The following is a 17,799-nucleotide window of genomic DNA, read 5'->3' on the forward strand; positions in this document are numbered from 1 at the left end:
GTTTGCAGCTGGCGGCAGTGTTCACTTTTTGTGCCTGACGTTCAAGCCCCGGCCGCCGCAACCCAGGGATGTCAGACCCTTGGGGCGTCACAAGGGGCGGCCGCAATCAACTGTCGAAAGGACGAAGCATGACAAGGAAAGTCGCGGTTCTGGTCGGTTCCTTCCGCAAGGAAAGCATCAACCAGAAATTTGCACGGGTGCTGGAGAAGCTGGCCGAGGGCAAGCTGGCGTTCGACCATGTGCGGATCGACGACCTGCCCCATTACGATGATGATCTGTGGACCGACGCGCCCGCATCGGTCCTGCGGCTCAAGCAGCAGATCGCCGATGCCGATGCCGTTCTGGTGATCACGCCGGAATACAACCGCAGCTTTCCGGGCGTCCTGAAAAATGCCTTTGACTGGGGTTCGCGCCCCTATGGTCAGGGCGTGTGGGGCGGCAAGCCCTCTGCCGTCGCAGGCACCTCGCCCGGCGTGATCGGTGCGGCGGTGGCGCAGGCCCATGCCCGCCTTGCGCTGGCCAATCTGAACACCGTGGTCATGCACCATCCCGAGGTCTATCTGCAATGGAAGGCCGAAAACTTCGGCGATGACGGTTCGGTCAATGACGAGGGCACGCGCAAATTCCTGCAAGGTTTCGTCAACGCCTTTGCGGCTTTCATCGAAAAGACCGCCTGAGAACGAACGGGGCCGCGCCGCATCCGGGCGGCCCCGATTTGCCCCGCGCCGCCCTGCAGCCGGATGGGACGGAACCTGCCGCCATCCCGCAGCGGATCGGCCCCAACCCCAAGGCCAGAACGCATCCGCGAAATGCAGATGCCCGCCCCGCCCGACGTCGCGATTGGCCGGCATCGCGATTCGACTGTCGCGACAATGGGCAGACCGGGGGGCAGAGCGGGCATTGCTGATCGGATCGGCCGGGCCGCAGCGGCAGCCCGCGCCTGAGGAACCTATTGGTCCAGGAATGAACGCAGCTTGCGCGACCGCGACGGGTGCTTGAGCTTGCGCAGCGCCTTGGCCTCGATCTGGCGGATGCGTTCGCGGGTCACGCTGAACTGCTGGCCGACCTCTTCCAGCGTGTGGTCGGTGTTCATCCCGATGCCGAAACGCATCCGCAGCACCCGTTCCTCGCGCGGGGTCAGGCTGGCCAGAACCCGGGTAGTGGTTTCCTTGAGGTTTTCCTGAATCGCGCTGTCCAGAGGCAGCACAGCATTCTTGTCCTCGATGAAATCGCCAAGCTGGCTGTCTTCCTCGTCCCCGATGGGGGTTTCAAGGCTGATCGGCTCCTTGGCGATCTTCATCACCTTGCGGACCTTTTCCAGCGGCATCTGCAGCTTTTCGGCCAGTTCTTCGGGCGTCGGTTCCCGACCGATTTCATGCAGCATCTGACGGCCGGTGCGCACCAGCTTGTTGATTGTTTCGATCATATGGACCGGGATACGAATGGTGCGCGCCTGATCCGCAATGGACCGCGTGATCGCCTGACGGATCCACCAGGTCGCATAGGTCGAGAATTTATAGCCGCGCCGGTATTCGAACTTGTCCACGGCCTTCATCAGGCCAATGTTGCCTTCCTGAATAAGATCGAGGAATTGCAAGCCGCGGTTCGTGTATTTCTTGGCGATCGAGATGACCAGACGCAGGTTCGCCTCGACCATTTCCTTCTTGGCCTGACGGGCTTCTTTCTCGCCGCGCTGGACCTGATTCACGATGCGGCGGAATTCTTCGATATCGACGCCGACGTGCTGGCCGACCATCGCCATTTCACCGCGCAGGTTTTCCACCTGATCGCGGTTGCGGTCGAACAGCGCCTGCCAGCCACGCCCGGATTGCGCCGACATGCGGTCGACCCAGGTCGGGTCCAACTCGCCGCCGCGATAGGCCTTGATGAATTCCTGACGGTTGATGCGGGCGACATCGGCCAGTTTCACCATGCCGGAATCGATGGTCAGGATGCGGCGGTTGATGCCGTAGATCTGATCGACCAGCGCCTCGATCCGGTTGTTGTGCAGGTGCAATTCGTTGACCAGCGCGACGATTTCCGACCGCTTGCGCTGATAGGCCAGTTCGTCCGAGGCCGAGAAGGTATCATCCTCGTTCAGCGTCGCCGACATGCGGTTGTCCTGCATGTGGGCCAGCGTCTCATAGCCGCGCGCGATCAGTTCCAGCGTTTCCAGAACCTTGGGCTTCAGGCTGGCTTCCATCGCGGCCAGAGAGAGGTTCTGGCCATCGTCGTCTTCGTCATCGTCGTCGCTGGCGATGGGGTTGCCGTCGGCGTCGAGTTCTTCGGTTTCGCGTTCGTTCGCGCCCGAGGTTTCGGTGCGCGGGGTGTTTTCCTCCAGATCGCCTTCTTCGCCGTCCTCATCGACGGAACGGCCGAAGGTGGTTTCCGAGTCGATCACGTCGCGCAGCAGGATGTCTTCCTGCAAAAGCTCCTCGCGCCACATGGTGATCGCCTTGAAGGTCAGCGGGCTTTCGCAAAGCCCGGCGATCATCGTGTTGCGGCCGGCCTCGATCCGCTTCGCGATGGCGATCTCGCCTTCGCGCGACAAGAGTTCGACCGAGCCCATTTCGCGCAGATACATGCGCACGGGGTCGTCGGTGCGGTCCAGCTTTTCGGTTTCGGTCGTGGCCAGCGCCACTTCGCGCGAGCCCGAGCCGGTGGTCGCCAGCGCGCCGCCCTGTTCCTGATCCTCGGCCTCTTCGTCGCCTTCGACGACGCGGATGTCCATTTCCGAAAGCATCGACATCACATCCTCGATCTGGTCGGAACTGACCTGATCGGGGGGAAGAACCGCATTCAGCTGGTCATAGGTGATGAAACCGCGTTCGCGGCCTTCGGCGATCATGCGTTTGACCGCCGCCTGGCTCATGTCCAGCGAATGATCTTCATCCTTGGTGTCGGGCTTTTGGTCTTCGTCGTCCTTGGCGGCCATGCTCGCTCCTTGCAGGCGGGTGATTCGGGGCGTGTGCGAATCACTCGCGAATCGGTCGGCTATCGACAGGTTCTAGCCAAATACGGGCCGGATTCAAAGACCCGGAACGGATAAGGCCCCCCACTGATTCGGCGGGGTGATTCGGGTGCCGGACAGGGTGACCCTGCCCTAGCGTGGCTTGCGCCAGATTTCGTTTTTCAACGCGGCATCCAGCATCGCGCGTTGGGCATCGCTGTCCTCTCCCAGATCGCTCAGGTCGCTCAGCGTCGGATGATCGGCCATCTGCCGGGCGCGGGCGGATTGCGCGACGCGCCAGGTCAGAGCCTTCGTCGACCAGCCCCTCGATCTCGGCCTCGGCACGGGCGGTTTCCTGTCGCGCGGCGCGGCGGGATTCGATCCGGTCCAGCGCGTTCAACAAAATATCGCCCGCCGCATCGCCGGGTTCCGGCCGGATGATGACCGGAGCGGTCCTGACATGGGCCTCGGCCATGATGGTTTCAAGGGCGCGCCGCCCCTCGGGCGAGGTCGTCCCGGCCAGCAGGTCATAGATCAGCGCGGCGCGGTCGGGGTCTTCGGGAACCAGCCGCTCCAGCCGCGATTCGACGCCGGGAACCAGCGCGGGATGGGTGGCGCAGATCGCCAGCACCATCGCCTCGATCATCTGATCGGCAGCCTTTTCGGCGGTTTCGGGGGCCGACAGGCGCGAGGCGCGGGTGGGTGCGGTCGGCGCGATCGGCAGATCCCCGCGACGCCCGCCCCCCCTTGCGCCACCCGGTCCGCCACCCCGCGCGGGACCACCCGCCGGGGACGCGGGACGGTTCTGGGGCGGGCGCAGATCGCGGCGCTGGCGAAACGTCTCCCATGTCTTTTGCCGCAGGGTTTCTTCGTAATGCTTGCGCGTCACCGGATCGGCGATGCGGGCGACGGCATCGGCCAGCGCCTTGTCCAGCGCGGCGCGGCGTTCGGGGCTGTCGAACACCCGCCCTTCGGTTTCGCGCTGCCACAGCAGATCGACCAGCGGCCGCGCACCGTCCAGCGCCGCGGCCATCGCCTTTGCGCCCTGTTTGCGGATCAGATCGTCCGGGTCCTGGCCTTCGGGCAGGACGACGAAACGCAGCGCCTGCCCCGGCCCGGTCATCGGCAAGGACAGGTCGATCAGCCGCATGGCCGCGCGCACGCCCGCCGTATCGCCGTCCAGCGTGATCACCGGTTCGGGCGAGACGCGCCACATCAGCGCCAACTGGTTTTCGGTGATCGCGGTGCCAAGCGGCGCCACCGCCCCCTCGAACCCGGCCAGCACCAGCGCGATGACATCCATATAGCCCTCGGCGACGATCAGCGGCTGGCCTTTCGCCACCGCCGCCCGCGCAGGGCCAAGGTTATACAGGTTGCGGCCCTTGTCGAACAAAGGCGTTTCCGGGCTGTTGAGGTATTTCGCCCGCGCATTCGGGTCCATCGCGCGACCGCCAAAGGCGATGCAGCGCCCCCGCGCGTCGCGGATCGGAAAGATGATGCGCCCGCGAAAACGGTCAAAGGGCGCGCCGCCGTCATCGGGTTTCGCGGCCAGCCCCGCCTCGATGATCAGGGCGTCGTCGATCCCCTTGGCGCGCAGGGCCTGATACAGCCCCTGCCGCTGGTCGGGGGCAAAGCCGATGCCAAAACGGTCGCGCGCGGCATCGTCCAGCCCGCGCCGGGTCAGGTAATCGCGGGCATCCGTGGCGTTCCCCGTCTGCAGTTGCAGGCGGAACCATCTGACGGCCTCCTCCATCACACCGACCAGTTGGGTGCGGCGGTCGGCGCGCTGAACCTCGCGCTGGTCGCGTTCGGGCATGGGGATGCCGGCCTCGCCCGCCAGCATTTCCACCGCCTCCATGAAGCCCATACCCTCGGCCTCGCGCAGAAAGGTCAGCACGTCGCCTTTGGCGTGGCAGCCGAAGCAATAGTAGAAACCTTTCTGATCGTCGCAGTGAAAGCTGGCGGATTTCTCGTGATGGAACGGGCATGGCGCCCACCAGTCGCCGCGCGCCTGATTGGACTTGCGCTGATCCCATGTCACTTTGCGACCGATCACGCGGCTGATCGGAACGCGGGCACGGATTTCGTCAAGAAAGGACGGCGGCAGGCTCATGTCATGAATATCGTCACGCTTGGCGCGGTTGAAAAGCCCCTAGGCACCGACGGCACCACGGGCAAGGTCCCAGTAGATGCCGATCAGCCGGTCGCGATCAAGCCGTCCGCCGTCGCGATACCAGTTCGTCACGCCGGTCAGCATGCCGATCAGCGCCAGCGTCGCCAGCCGCGTGTCGGGGACATGCATCACCCCCGCCTGCTGGCCCGCGCGCAGGATATCTTCCAGCGCGTCTTCGTAGCGGCGACGTTGGGCGGCGATGCGGGCGTGATGTTCGGGGGTCAGGTTGCGCAGTTCCATATAGGCCAGAAAGACCGCCTCTTGATGGTCGAGGCTATAGGCGATGTGATTGCGCACGAAATGTTCCAGCCGCAGCAGCGGGGGCTGGTCGGGATCGTCCTGCCAGCCCGCCAGCACGATCTGCATATGGCTGTCCAGCAGATCGAACAGCAGCGCCTGTTTGTCGGGCGTATAGCCATAGATCGTGCCGACCTGCACCCCCACCGCCGAAGCGATCTGGCGCATCGACACCGCCGCATAGCCATGCCGCGCAAACAGGTGCCGCGCCGCATCGCGGATCAGCGGACCGGTGATTTCTGCGCGTGAACCCTGAGTGCGTGCCATGACGGCGACTTCTAAGCGGCAATCGGCCCCGGGGGAAGTCCCGGCGACGCGCGGGTTTGGCCGACGGCTTGTGAAGGGCCACGGGCAGCGATATCGTGCCCCGAACGGACAGGAGAGCCAGATGGCGCAACGCGGATTGGCGCGGACAGGTGGATGGGCTTGCGCGGTGGTGCTGGCATTGGCCGGATGCGGCGATCAGACCTCCGGATACCCCGTCCTGATGCCCACCGACCAGTTGCTGGCCGCCCCCGCCCTGCCTGCCCATGCCCGCGACGCGGCGAATTCGGTCGATGCCACGGCGGGCAGCCTGACCGCACAGCGCGACGCCCTGCATGGCCGCGCCGACCGCGCCATCGGCGGGGGCGGACGCACCGGCGATCTGGCCGCGCGGGCCGAGGCGCTGCGCGAACGTGCAAGGGTGCTGGCCGCGACCCCGATCAATGGCGATCCGGCGGCGGAATGCGACGACGGGGACGCCGGTTGCACAGCCCTGCCCGATACCGAAAATGCGCAATAATCAAAAGGATACAACATGGCGGTGATCACCTGCATCGATGACCTGAAAAGGCTGTATCGCCGCCGCACGCCGCGCATGTTCTATGATTACGCCGAAAGCGGCAGCTATACCGAACAGACCTTTCGCGACAACAGCGCGGATTTCGACCTGATCCGCCTGCGCCAGAAGGTCGCCGTGGACATGACCGGGCGTTCGACCGAAACCACGCTGATCGGCGAAAAGGTCGCCATGCCCGTCGCGCTGGCCCCGGTAGGCATGACCGGGATGCAATGCGCCGATGGCGAGATCGAGGCCGCCCGCGCCGCCGAAAAATTCGGCGTGCCCTTTACGCTTTCGACCATGTCGATCTGTTCGATCGAGGATGTCGCCGCCCATACGACCATGCCCTTCTGGTTCCAGCTTTACGTCATGCGTGACGAGGATTTCGTCGATGCGATCATCGAACGGGCAAAGCGGGCGAATTGTTCGGCGCTGGTGCTGACGCTGGATCTGCAGATTCTGGGCCAGCGTCACAAGGATCTGAAAAACGGCCTGTCCGCGCCGCCGAAACTGACCCTGCCCGTGCTGCTGGATCTGGCGACGAAATGGCGTTGGGGCATCGAGATGCTGCGGACCCGCGCCGCGGCTTTGGCAATATCGTGGGCCATGCCAGGAATGTCGGCGACACCTCCAGCCTGGCAAGCTGGACGGCCGAACAGTTCGACCCGCAACTGGACTGGTCCAAGATCGCACGCATCCGCGATCAATGGGGCGGCAAGCTGATCCTGAAAGGCATTCTGGACGAAGACGACGCCCGGCTGGCGGCCGATTTCGGCGCCGATGCCATCGTCGTGTCGAACCACGGCGGGCGTCAGCTTGACGGCGCGCTCAGCGCGATCCGCATGTTGCCGCGCATCGTGGCGGCGGTCGGCGACCAGATCGAGATCCATATGGACAGCGGCATCCGCTCGGGTCAGGACGTGCTGAAGGCGCTGGCGCTTGGCGCGCATGGCACGATGATCGGCCGCGCCTTCATCTATGGTCTGGGCGCGATGGGCGAGGAAGGCGTGTCAAAGGCGCTGGAGATCATCCACAAGGAACTGGACGTGACCATGGCGCTGTGCGGGGAACGGAACGTCCACGATCTCAGCAGGGACAACCTGCTGATCCCGCGCGGCTTTCTGGATCAATACGACCGCTGACCCGTCAACCGGGCGAGGTCCGGGAAAATCTGCCCCATATCTGGCGCAGCGCCACGGCGACGAAGACCGGCACGGCGATGCCCGCGACCGTGCCGATCCAGACGTTCCTGCCCCCCAGATAAAGCATCACCAGCAACACGAACATGTGCAGGAAATAGATCATCACCGACAGATAGCTGAGATCCACCGAGGGCTGGGGCAGATCGGTTCGCAAAAGCGCAAGGAAAATCGCCAGCGTGGCCCCGCCTTCCAGCAGCGGCAGGTTCGGCATCTCGGTCGACAGCAGCGAAAAGCCGGGATCCTGCCGCAGATAGGCCTCGCCCATTTTCAGCGCCAGCAGCGCGAGAGCGACCGGCCACAGCAGCCTTGCCTCGGGCCAGCAGGCGCGGCCGCGCCGCCATGTCCGCCGGCCGATCACATAGCCCAGCACCATATAGGGAAACATCACCACCACGCCGCGGTGCAGATATTCCGGCTCTACCCCCATGTTCAGCCAGTAATGCATATAACCGTTCACGGTGCCCAGCAACGCCAGGACCACGGCCAGGGCGACCAGCGGCATCAGCCCGGTACCGGTCCTGCGTCCCAGTCCGATCAGCAAGAACATCAGCGCGCCGTCGATAATCAGCCAGGCGACATACCACAGATGCGCATAGCCCATGATCATCCTGATCGAAACGTCGCCCTGACGGATCCAGACCGGGGCGTAAAAGGCCGACCACAACAGATAGACGACGATCAGCGCGCCTAGCCATTTGCGCGCCTTGCCATGTTCATGCGTCAGATAAAGGCAGAAGCCCGACAGGACAGAGAAAAGCGGAATGATGAGGTTGAGCATCCCGTTGCCGATCATCAGCGCCAGGGGCGCGCGATAGCCGCTCATCAGCGCGGCATGGGCAAAGACCACGCCGACGGCCAGGACGATGCGCAGATAATCCAGTGAGTGAACCCGGTTCATACTCATTACCCAAACTCATACCACCTCAGGGCTTTCGGGAGTCTTCCCGAACAACCGCAGATCCGCGCATATCGCGATTCAGGCCGCGCAGGCCAGCGATTTTCCGCTCTTCACTTTTGCGGATCGCTACGTTATAGGCACGGATCTGCCGCCATGCACCCTTGGAGGATGGCGGTCATCACGTCAACCGAAGGAAATTCAGACATGGCCAAAGAGATCCCGAATCTGGTGGCCGAGGCACGCGCGGGGACAGGCAAGGGGGCCGCCCGCCAAGCTCGCCGCGAAGGCAAGGTGCCCGGCATCGTTTACGGCGACGGCAAAGACCCGCAGCCGATCGCCCTCGACTTCAACTACCTGCTGACCCGGCTGCGCGCCGGCCGCTTCCTGTCGACCCTGTGGAACCTGCAGGTCGAAGGTCAGGACGACGTCCGCGTCATCTGCCGCAGCGTGCAGCGCGATGTGGTCAAGGACCTGCCCACCCATATCGACCTGATGCGCGTTCACCGCAACACCCGCATCAACCTGTTCATCAACGTGCATTTCGAAAACCACGAAGAATCGCCCGGCCTCAAGCGCGGCGGTACGCTGGTTGTCGTGCGCCCCGAGGTCGAGCTGGTCGTGACCGCAGCCGATATCCCGAACGAGATCACCGTTGACCTGACCGGCCGTCAGATCGGCGACACGATCCACATCGAAGACATCGACCTGCCGAAAGGCGTGCGTCCGACCATCGACCGCAACTTCGTCATCGCCAATATCGCGGCCCCCTCGGGCCTGCGTTCGGAAGACAACGAAGAAGCAGCAGCCGAAACCGAAGCCGCCGAAGCCTGATCGCTTCGCAACCACGCAGTCAGGGCGGTGCATATCAATGCGCCGCCCTTTTATTTTATGGGTGATAAACTCGCCGCAAGGCGATGATTTCATTCACACCGCGACATCCCGGCCAAAGGCGTAGACATCTTCGGTCCGGCGCGGTTCCAGATTTCTGAACCCCTGCGCGACCAATATCTGCAACAACTCATCGCGCCGCGCCTCGCCATACAGACCCGGATGCAGTTCGATGATCAGCAGGCGGATGCTGTCCGGCAAGGGGCGCGACAGCAGCGTATCCTCGGCCCCTTCGATATCCATCGTCAGGACATTGGCGCCCCGCGCCCGCACGAGCTGGCGGAATTTCTTGGCCGGAACCTCGACCGGGCGCGCGCCCTTCCTGCCCTTGGGCGCATCCAGCGAGGCCGCCCAAAAGGCCCCGCGCAGGTTCAGCGTCACGGTTTTCCCGGCGTAATCGTCACCCACGACCGCGCCCTTGATCATCCGCAGTTCCGTCCCGGCATTGTTGCGCAGATTGCGGCGCAGGACCGCGTGCATTTCGGGGTTCGCCTCGACCGTGGTGACGTTTTCCGGCCCGACGATCCGCGCCGCGACAATCGCCACCAGCCCCGCCCCTGATCCCAGATCCAGCACCCGGTCCCCCGCCCGGATATGGGCGCGCGCCAGATCGCGCTCGTAATGTTCGTAGCCGCCATCACGCAACCGCCCGCGCAGGCGGTCATTCAGCGAATCGCGGGGAATTTGCAGGTCGGCATCGTCGATCCTGAATTTTTCGATCACCTTGCCTTGCATCGCACAACCCGCCCCGCTCTTGTCGCCTCGTCGCATCATTGCTACCTACACGGCCTGTCCCTGCCAAGGGACCAAGCGCCACGCCAACCGATCAGGAGCCACCTTATGCAGCCCATCCATGTCGTCGGCGCGGGTCTTGCCGGGTCCGAGGCCGCCTGGCAGATCGCGCGCGCCGGCGTGCCGGTGATCCTGCACGAAATGCGGCCCGCCGTCGAAACCTTTGCCCATCGCACCGGCGATTGCGCGGAAATGGTCTGCTCGAACAGCTTTCGGTCGGATGATGACCAAATGAATGCGGTCGGGCAGTTGCATTGGGAAATGCGCGCGGCGGACGGGCTGATCATGGCCATGGCCGACCGCCACCGCCTGCCCGTCGGCGGCGCGCTGGCCGTCGACCGCGACGCCTTTCCGCCGCCGTGACCAAGGCCCTGCGGGCCGAACCGCTGATAACCTTTCAACCCGGCGAGCTCACCGATCTGCCGCAGGATGGTTCGTGGATCTTTGCCACCGGCCCGCTGACCTCTGCCGCGCCTGGGCAGGCGATCCGCGACCTGACCGGCGCTGACTCGCTGGCCTTTTTCGACGCCATCGCCCCCATCGTCCATGCCGACAGCATCGACATGACGATATGCTGGCTGCAAAGCCGCTACGACAAGGGCGAAACCGAGGCCGAGCGCACCGCCTATATCAACTGCCCGATGACCAGAGCCGATTACGAAGGCTTCATCGACGCGCTGCTGGCCGCCGACAAGACCGAGTTCCACGAGGGCGAAACCGCCGGCTACTTCGACGGCTGCCTGCCGATCGAGGTCATGGCCGAACGCGGGCGCGAGACCCTGCGCCACGGGCCGATGAAACCCGTGGGTCCTGACCAATGCCCACAACCCGACCGAAAAGCCCTATGCCGTCGTCCAGCTGCGCCGCGACAATGCACTTGGCACGCTGTATAATATCGTTGGCTTTCAGACCAAGATGAAATATGGCGCGCAAACCGATGTCTTCAAACGGATTCCCGGCCTACAGAATGCCAGTTTCGCGCGCCTTGGCGGTATCCATCGCAACACCTTCCTGAATTCGCCGACGCTGATCGACGACCGCCTGGCGGCTGCGCCCGCGCCCCAATCTGCGCTTTGCCGGTCAGGTCACCGGGGTCGAGGGCTATGTCGAAAGCGCCGCCATGGGTCTGCTGGCCGGGCGGATCGCGGCGGCCGAGGCGCTTGGCCGCGACCTGCCGCCGCCGACCCTGACCACCTCGATGGGGGCGCTGGTCAATCACATCACCGGCGGCGCCGAGGCCAAAACCTTCCAGCCGATGAACGTGAATTTTGGCCTCTATCCGCCGCTGGACGACATCCGCAGCGGTCGCCGCGGGCGCAAGGACCGCTATCCGGCCTATACGAACCGGGCCAAGGACGATTTCCGCGACTGGCTTGCCGCGCAGGGATGAACCGCACGCGTTTCGCCCCGTCGCCCACCGGGCCGCTGCATCTGGGTCATGCCTATGCGGCGCTGGTCGCGGCGGAACTGGCGGACCCCGGCGAATTCCTGCTGCGGATCGAGGATATCGACGCCTCGCGCTGCCGCCCTGCCCATGAACGAGGCGCTGCAGGACGACCTGCGCTGGCTTGGCCTCGAACTGGCCGCTGCCGGTGATGCGCCAGTCGCGAGCGCCTGCCCGCCTATCGCGATGCGCTGGATCGACTGCAGGCGCTTGGGCTGCTCTATCCCTGCCAACGCCGCCGCGCGGACATCGTGGCCGCGCTGTCCGCCCTACAGGAAGGCGCGCTGCAGATCGGCCCCGATGGCCCCGTCTACCCCGGCACCTGCCGCCATCGCCAGATGCAGGACGCTGGCCCCGATGAAGCGATCCGCCTGGATGCGCGGCGGGCGCTGGACCATCTTGGCCTGACCCAGATCGCCTTTCTGGACGAAAACATCACCCCCGGCATCCCCCACCGGCTTGGCGCCGATGAGTTCATTTCCGGCGTCGGCGATGTCATCCTGGCGCGGCGCGGCATGGGCACATCCTATCACCTGTCGGTCGTGGTGGATGATGCGGCACAGGGAATCACTCTGGTCACGCGCGGAAAAGATCTTTTGGATTCAACATTCATACATGTCGTTCTGCAGAAACTGCTGAAGCTTCGCGAACCGCGCTGGCATCACCATCGGCTGATCCGCGACGCGGCAGGCAAAAGGCTGGCCAAGCGCGACGATGCCCGCGCCATCCGGCTTTACCGCGATGAAGGCGCCAGCCCTGCGGATATCCGCGCGATGATCGGGCTGTGATCAGCCCCGTTCGGGCTGCATGATTTCGATTTCCTGCCCGTCGCGGATCGCGGTGTAAAAACAGCTTCGGCGGTTGGTGTGGCAGGCCGGGCCGTCCTGACGCACCAGAACCAGCAGGCAATCACGGTCGCAATCCACCCGCATTTCGACCAGATGCTGCAGGTGGCCTGACGTTTCACCCTTGACCCAGAACGCCTGACGCGAGCGGGACCAATAGGTTATACGATTATCCTCAAGCGTTTTCTGAACAGATTCCGCATTCATCCAGGCCATCATCAGGATCTCGCCGCTCAGATGATCCTGCGCAATGGCGGGGATCAGGCCGTTCGCATCGTATTTCAGGCTGGCGGGGTCGAACATGGTCTTTCCTTTCGCGGTCGCGCTGCCTATCTAACGCGACAGCCAAACCCGGGAAACCCTTATGTCCGACAGCGAACTCCTGCAGCTTTATTCGCGGCGCATTCTGGCGCTGGCGTCGGATATTCCGCATCTGGGCAGACTGGATGACGCGACGGGCAGCGCCTATCGGCGTTCGCCGCAATGCGGGTCCTCCGTCACGGTGGATGTCGCCATGAAGGACGGGCGGATCGACAATTTCGCCCAGGAGGTCCGCGCCTGCGCGCTTGGGCAGGCCTCTGCCTCGGTTCTGGGGCGGCATGTTCTGGGCCGCAGTCGCGATGACATCGCCGCGGCCCGCGACGCGCTGAATGCCATGCTGAAATCCGGCGGCCCGGCCCCCGAAGGGATCTTTTCCGAATTGGAAACGCTGATTCCCGCGCGGGATTTTCCCAATCGCCACGCCTCGATCCTGCTGGCGTGGGAGGCCACGCTTGGCGCCATCGACGGCGCCTGAAGCAAAAGAAAAGGCCAGCCCCAGGGCAAGGGCTGGCAGTTGCGCGCAAACGAAGCCTCAGGGGAAAGGCGCGGTGCACAGGCGCGGCACCGCATCGATACGCGGGGCAGTGAAAAGCGTGGTGAACGGCTCAGCCAGCCAGGATCGCCGGCAGCCACAAGACAATGATCGTCGTCACCGACAGGGCCGTGATTCCAATAAGATCGGCAAGAACGTCGCGAGTCATCTGAACCTCCATCCGTTGTTGCCATTTTGTTCTCACGAATCGCGGATTGTGTAAAGAACTTTTTAGGAACATTCAGTGAAAATGGGCCTATCCCGCGTCAATCAGGCGGATCGCCTTGTCCTGTTCCATCAGCCACAACAGAACCCGCAGCGCCCCGGCGCGGGGGCTGGTCATTTCCGGGTCGCGTTCCAGGAACGCCTGCGCATCCTGCCGCGCCAACGCCATCAGCCGCGACTGGCGCTCCAGATCGGCGATGCGAAACCGTGGCAGGCCCGATTGTGCCGTGCCGATCACATCGCCCGCGCCGCGCATGACCAGATCCTCTTCGGCGATGCGGAAACCATCCTCTGTCTCGCGCAGGATCTGCAGGCGGCGACGCCCGGTTTCGGACAAAGGATCCTGATACAACAGCACGCAACTGGACGCGTCGCTGCCACGCCCGACACGGCCGCGCAGCTGATGGAGCTGCGCCAGACCAAAGCTTTCGGCGCGTTCGATCACCATGATCGTCGCCTCGGGCACATCGACACCGACCTCGATCACCGTCGTCGCGACCAGCAGCCGCGCCCGCCCCGACGCGAAATCGGCCATCGCCTGATCGCGCTGATCGGCGGGCATCTGGCCGTGAACCAGCCGCACCTGATCGCCAAAGATCGCCCGCAGCGCCTGAAAGCGCGCCTCGGCCGCGGTCAGATCGACCAGTTCGCTTTCCTCGACCAGAGGGCAGACCCAATAGGCGCGCGCGCCCTTGTCCAGCGCCTCGCGCAGCCGCGCGACGATATCCTCCATCCGGCGGTCGGACATGACGATGGTGGTGATCGGCTGGCGCCCCGGCGGCTTTTCATTCAGGACCGACAGGTCCATGTCGCCATATTGCGCCAGCGCCAGAGAGCGCGGAATGGGCGTCGCGGTCATCACCATCATATCGGGCGGCGCCGCTTTGCCCTTGGCCGACAGTTCCAGCCGCTGCGCGACGCCGAAACGGTGTTGTTCGTCGATGACGGCCAGCCGAAGATCATGGAAATGAACGGTTTTCTGGATGACTGCATGGGTGCCGACCAGAATGTCGATGCGACCCTCGGCCAGGTCGGTCAGGATATTGGCGCGGGCATCGCCCTTGTCGCGCCCGGTCAGAACCTCCAGCCGGATACCGGCCAGCCGGGCAAGCGGCTCCAGCGCCCGGAAATGCTGGCGCGCCAGAACCTCGGTCGGGGCCATCATCACGCCCTGCCCGCCCGCCTCGACCGCGATCAAGAGCGCCAGCAGCGCGACCAGCGTCTTGCCCGCACCGACATCCCCCTGAATCAGCCGGTTCATGCGATGGGGCGCGGCCATATCCGCCGCGATTTCCGCGACCGCATCGGATTGCGCGCCGGTCAGCGGCCAGGGCAGGCCCGCGATCACCCTCGACCGCAGGCGCCCATCGCCCGAACTCGCGCGCCCCGGACGCCTGCGCCGTTCGCGCCGGACCAGCGCGAGCGTCAGTTGATGGGCCAGCAATTCATCATAGGCCAGCCTTTCCCGCGCCGGATCCGAGGGCGACAGCCCCGCCACCCCTTGCGGCGCATGGGCGCGGTGCAGCGCATCCGGCCAATGCGGCCAGCCCTCTCGCTGCAAAAGCGCCGCGTCGATCCATTCATCGACCTGCGGAATGCGGGTCAGGGCCGCCCCCGCCGCGCGTTGGACCAGCCCCTGGGTCAGGCGCCCCGACAGGGGGTAGACAGGCTCGAACTCTGGCGGAAGGGGGGCGGATTCGTCGCCGATATGGTCGGGATGGACGATCTGGCGGTGCATATCAAAGCTTTCGATCTTGCCCGAAACGATCCGCCGCGCGCCAATCGGCAACTGACGTTCGATCCAGTCGGGCCGCGCGTGAAAAAACACCAGTTGCAGATCGCCCTGTCCGTCCGAACAGATGACCCGCCACGGCCGACCGCGCCCGCTTGGCGGAACATGCCGGGTGACGGTCACGGTAACGGTCACGTTTTCGGGCGGCATCGCCTCGGCCAGATTGCGGATCGGGCGACGGCGAATGCCGGAATGGGGCAGCGTCAGAATCAGGTCGCGCGGCCGCGTCACCCCCATCTGCGCAAAGGATTCCGCCGCCTTGGGGCCAACGCCGGGCAAGGTCTCGATCCCCGAAAACAGCGGAAAAAGGATCGGAGGGCGCCCGCGCGGCGCCCCTATTGCGCCGCGATCTTCAGCCATTCGTCCTCATCAATGACCTGAATGCCCAATGCGGCGGCCCTAGTCGCCTTGGAGCCCGCCCCCGGACCGGCGACCAGCAGATCGGTCTTGGCCGAAACCGAACCCGCGACATGCGCGCCCAAAGCCTCGGCCCGGGCCTTGGCCTCGGCGCGGGTCATACGTTCCAGGGTGCCGGTAAAGACGATGGTCTTGCCGGAAATCGCGCTGTCGCTCGCCGTGTCTTCGGGCGGAAGAATGTCCAGATGCGCGATCAGCCGTTCGATGGCGGCGCGTTCAAGGTCATTGGCGAAAGCATCCGAGACCGACAGGGCCAGCACAGGGCCGATGCCGTTGATCGACACCAGTTCCTGCCACGCGGCCGTCGCCTCTGCCGGGGTATCCAGCATGGCAAGGGCCGCGTCACGCGCCGCCTTGGGCCGGGGTTTGCGGGCCTCTTGCACGGCAAGGGTCCTCTCGGCCCGCTCGGCATCTTCGGCGGCGCGGTAGGCGATGGCGGCAGGCCGCGCCCGGTCGATCAGCGCGACCAGCACCGGCCAATCGCGGAAATTGCGCGCCAGATCACGGCCCGCGACCTCACCCAGATGACGGATGCCAAGCGCGAATAGCAGTTTTGCCAGCGGAATTCGCCGCTTGTCATCAATCGCACCGAAAAGGGCAGAGGCGCTTTTGTCGCCCCAGCCTTCGCGATTGCGCAATTGCGTCAACTGGCCGGGGCCGTAGCGGTCCTTGAGGGTGAAGATATCGGCAGGCTCGGCGATCCAGCCGTCCTGATACAGTTCATCAACCACCCTGGCGCCCAGACCTTCGATATCGAAAGCCGCGCGGGACACGAAATGCCGCAGCTTTTCAATGGCCTGAGCCGGGCAGACAAGACCGCCCGTGCAGCGGCGGATCGAATCATCCTCCTCCCGCGCGGCGGCAGAGCCGCATTCCGGACAGGTCGTCGGGAACATATAGGGCACCGCTTCGGGGGCGCGCCGCGACAGATCGACATCGGCGACCTTCGGGATCACATCGCCCGCGCGATAGATTTCGACCCAGTCACCGACGCGGATATCCTTGCCATCGCGGATCTCGCGGCCATGGGAATCAAGGCCGGCGATGTAATCCTCGTTATGCAGCGTCGCGTTCGAGACGACGACACCGCCAACCGTGACCGGATGCAAGCGCGCCACCGGGCTGAGCGCGCCGGTGCGCCCGACCTGGATATCGATCGCCTCCAGCCGGGTCCAGGCACGTTCGGCGGGGAATTTATGCGCCAACGCCCAACGCGGCGTGGTCGCGCGCAGGCCAAGACGAGCCTGATAGGCCAGATCATCGACCTTGTAGACGACGCCGTCGATATCATAGCCCAGATTGGCGCGCATCTGTTCGACACGCCGCCACAGGCCGATCATTTCATCCACCGATTCGCACAGCGTCATCAACGGGTTGATCGCGAAACCGAACCCTGCCAGACGCGCGACGGCCGCCATCTGGGTCGTCGCAAAGGGCGCTGACACCTCGCCCCAGGCATAGGCGAAAAAGCGCAGGGGACGCGCCGCGGTGATCGTCGGATCAAGTTGCCGCAAAGAGCCTGCCGCGGCATTTCGCGGATTGGCAAAGGTCCGCCCCGCATCGCTGGCGTTCAGACGCTCGAAATCCTCTTGCGCCATATAGACCTCGCCCCTGACTTCAAGAATGTCGGGGACGGCCGATCCCTGCAGTTTCTGGGGAATATCGGCGATGGTGCGCGCATTCGCGGTGACGTTTTCGCCGATCGAGCCATCGCCGCGCGTGGCCGCCTGCACCAGAACGCCATGTTCGTAACGCAACGAAAGCGACAGCCCGTCGATCTTTGGCTCGGCGGTAAAGGGCAGCGGATCCTGCGGTTTCAGGTTCAGGAAGGCGCGGATACGCTGGACGAAATCGGCGACCTCTTCCTCGGTAAAGGCATTTTCCAAAGAGAGCATGCGCTGGCTGTGCTCGATCTTGGAAAAGCGGCCATCAGGCGCTGCGCCGACACGCAGGGTCGGGCTGTCGCCGGTGGCAAGGGTGGGAAATGCCGCCTCGATCTCGGCCAGACAGCGTTTGGCGCGGTCATAATCCGCATCGCTCAGGAAGGGCGCATCGTCGTTGTGATAGGCGGCATCGGCAGCCGACAAAACGGTGGTGAGTTGCCCAACCGCTTCGGCAGCGGAAACTTCGTCCAATGCAGCCACGTCGTTGACCAGAGGCACGGCCATCTTTTCCTGTTCCGACATGCCCGCACCTTCCC

At 64.5% G+C, this 17,799-nt stretch carries 11 protein-coding genes and 4 pseudogenes; 7 read left to right on the forward strand and 8 right to left on the reverse strand.

The genetic code is table 11. The annotated features are described in order from the left end of the window. Positions 1-128 precede the first annotated feature (128 nt). Positions 129-677 (forward strand): NAD(P)H-dependent oxidoreductase, encoded by a 549-nt coding sequence (locus tag PE067_RS04170; RefSeq protein WP_276187968.1) that lies wholly within the window; start codon positions 129-131, stop codon positions 675-677. Between the two features lie 272 nt (positions 678-949). Here the strand turns inward: PE067_RS04170 and rpoD are convergent, their stop codons facing one another. The 3 genes and pseudogenes from rpoD to PE067_RS04185 form a co-directional block, all read right to left on the reverse strand. After that, positions 950-2,935, reverse strand: coding sequence for an RNA polymerase sigma factor RpoD (rpoD, locus tag PE067_RS04175; protein ID WP_276187969.1), 1,986 nt, complete (start codon positions 2,933-2,935; stop codon positions 950-952). A gap of 168 nt (positions 2,936-3,103) precedes the next feature. Continuing rightward, positions 3,104-5,063: pseudogene (gene dnaG / locus PE067_RS04180) on the reverse strand (DNA primase). Between the two features lie 39 nt (positions 5,064-5,102). Continuing rightward, complete coding sequence (locus PE067_RS04185; protein ID WP_276187970.1) at positions 5,103-5,687, reverse strand: TetR/AcrR family transcriptional regulator; 585 nt, start codon at positions 5,685-5,687, stop codon at positions 5,103-5,105. Positions 5,688-5,808: 121 nt separating this feature from the next. Between PE067_RS04185 and PE067_RS04190 the strand changes: the two genes are divergently transcribed. Both PE067_RS04190 and PE067_RS04195 read left to right on the forward strand, forming a co-directional pair. Continuing rightward, the gene (locus PE067_RS04190; RefSeq protein ID WP_276187971.1) at positions 5,809-6,204 is read left to right on the forward strand and encodes a hypothetical protein; all 396 of its coding nucleotides are present in this window, start codon (positions 5,809-5,811) and stop codon (positions 6,202-6,204) included. Between the two features lie 15 nt (positions 6,205-6,219). Then, positions 6,220-7,385, forward strand: a pseudogene (locus tag PE067_RS04195) (alpha-hydroxy acid oxidase). A gap of 4 nt (positions 7,386-7,389) precedes the next feature. Here PE067_RS04195 and PE067_RS04200 read toward each other — a convergent pair. Beyond that, positions 7,390-8,349 (reverse strand): acyltransferase family protein, encoded by a 960-nt coding sequence (locus PE067_RS04200; protein ID WP_276187972.1) that lies wholly within the window; start codon positions 8,347-8,349, stop codon positions 7,390-7,392. Positions 8,350-8,547: 198 nt separating this feature from the next. Between PE067_RS04200 and PE067_RS04205 the strand changes: the two genes are divergently transcribed. Then, positions 8,548-9,174: a 50S ribosomal protein L25/general stress protein Ctc gene (locus tag PE067_RS04205; RefSeq protein ID WP_276187973.1), complete on the forward strand. Its 627-nt coding sequence runs from the start codon at positions 8,548-8,550 to the stop codon at positions 9,172-9,174. Between the two features lie 93 nt (positions 9,175-9,267). Here the strand turns inward: PE067_RS04205 and PE067_RS04210 are convergent, their stop codons facing one another. After that, positions 9,268-9,966 (reverse strand): FkbM family methyltransferase, encoded by a 699-nt coding sequence (locus PE067_RS04210; RefSeq protein ID WP_276187974.1) that lies wholly within the window; start codon positions 9,964-9,966, stop codon positions 9,268-9,270. 105 nt (positions 9,967-10,071) lie between these two features. Between PE067_RS04210 and trmFO the strand changes: the two are divergent. Both trmFO and gluQRS read left to right on the forward strand, forming a co-directional pair. Next, positions 10,072-11,413: pseudogene (gene trmFO / locus PE067_RS04215) on the forward strand (methylenetetrahydrofolate--tRNA-(uracil(54)-C(5))-methyltransferase (FADH(2)-oxidizing) TrmFO). Further along, positions 11,410-12,255, forward strand: a pseudogene (gluQRS, locus tag PE067_RS04220) (tRNA glutamyl-Q(34) synthetase GluQRS). The pseudogenes trmFO and gluQRS overlap by 4 nt, the downstream one beginning before the upstream one ends. Here gluQRS and hisI read toward each other — a convergent pair. Then, positions 12,256-12,615, reverse strand: a complete 360-nt coding sequence (gene hisI / locus PE067_RS04225; protein WP_276187975.1) for a phosphoribosyl-AMP cyclohydrolase — start codon at positions 12,613-12,615, stop codon at positions 12,256-12,258. It lies immediately after the preceding pseudogene. A gap of 61 nt (positions 12,616-12,676) precedes the next feature. Here hisI and PE067_RS04230 point away from each other — a divergent pair, with 61 nt between their 5' ends. Next, positions 12,677-13,108: an iron-sulfur cluster assembly scaffold protein gene (locus tag PE067_RS04230; RefSeq protein ID WP_276187976.1), complete on the forward strand. Its 432-nt coding sequence runs from the start codon at positions 12,677-12,679 to the stop codon at positions 13,106-13,108. 313 nt (positions 13,109-13,421) lie between these two features. Here the strand turns inward: PE067_RS04230 and recG are convergent, their stop codons facing one another. Both recG and ligA read right to left on the reverse strand, forming a co-directional pair. After that, positions 13,422-15,542: an ATP-dependent DNA helicase RecG gene (recG, locus tag PE067_RS04235; protein ID WP_276187977.1), complete on the reverse strand. Its 2,121-nt coding sequence runs from the start codon at positions 15,540-15,542 to the stop codon at positions 13,422-13,424. Continuing rightward, complete coding sequence (gene ligA / locus PE067_RS04240) at positions 15,518-17,767, reverse strand: NAD-dependent DNA ligase LigA (RefSeq protein WP_276188295.1); 2,250 nt, start codon at positions 17,765-17,767, stop codon at positions 15,518-15,520. Before ligA ends, recG begins: the two co-directional genes overlap by 25 nt. Positions 17,768-17,799: the final 32 nt, after the last annotated feature.

This window comes from Paracoccus sp. DMF-8 (assembly GCF_029309835.1).
Classification (GTDB): Bacteria; Pseudomonadota; Alphaproteobacteria; order Rhodobacterales; family Rhodobacteraceae; genus Paracoccus.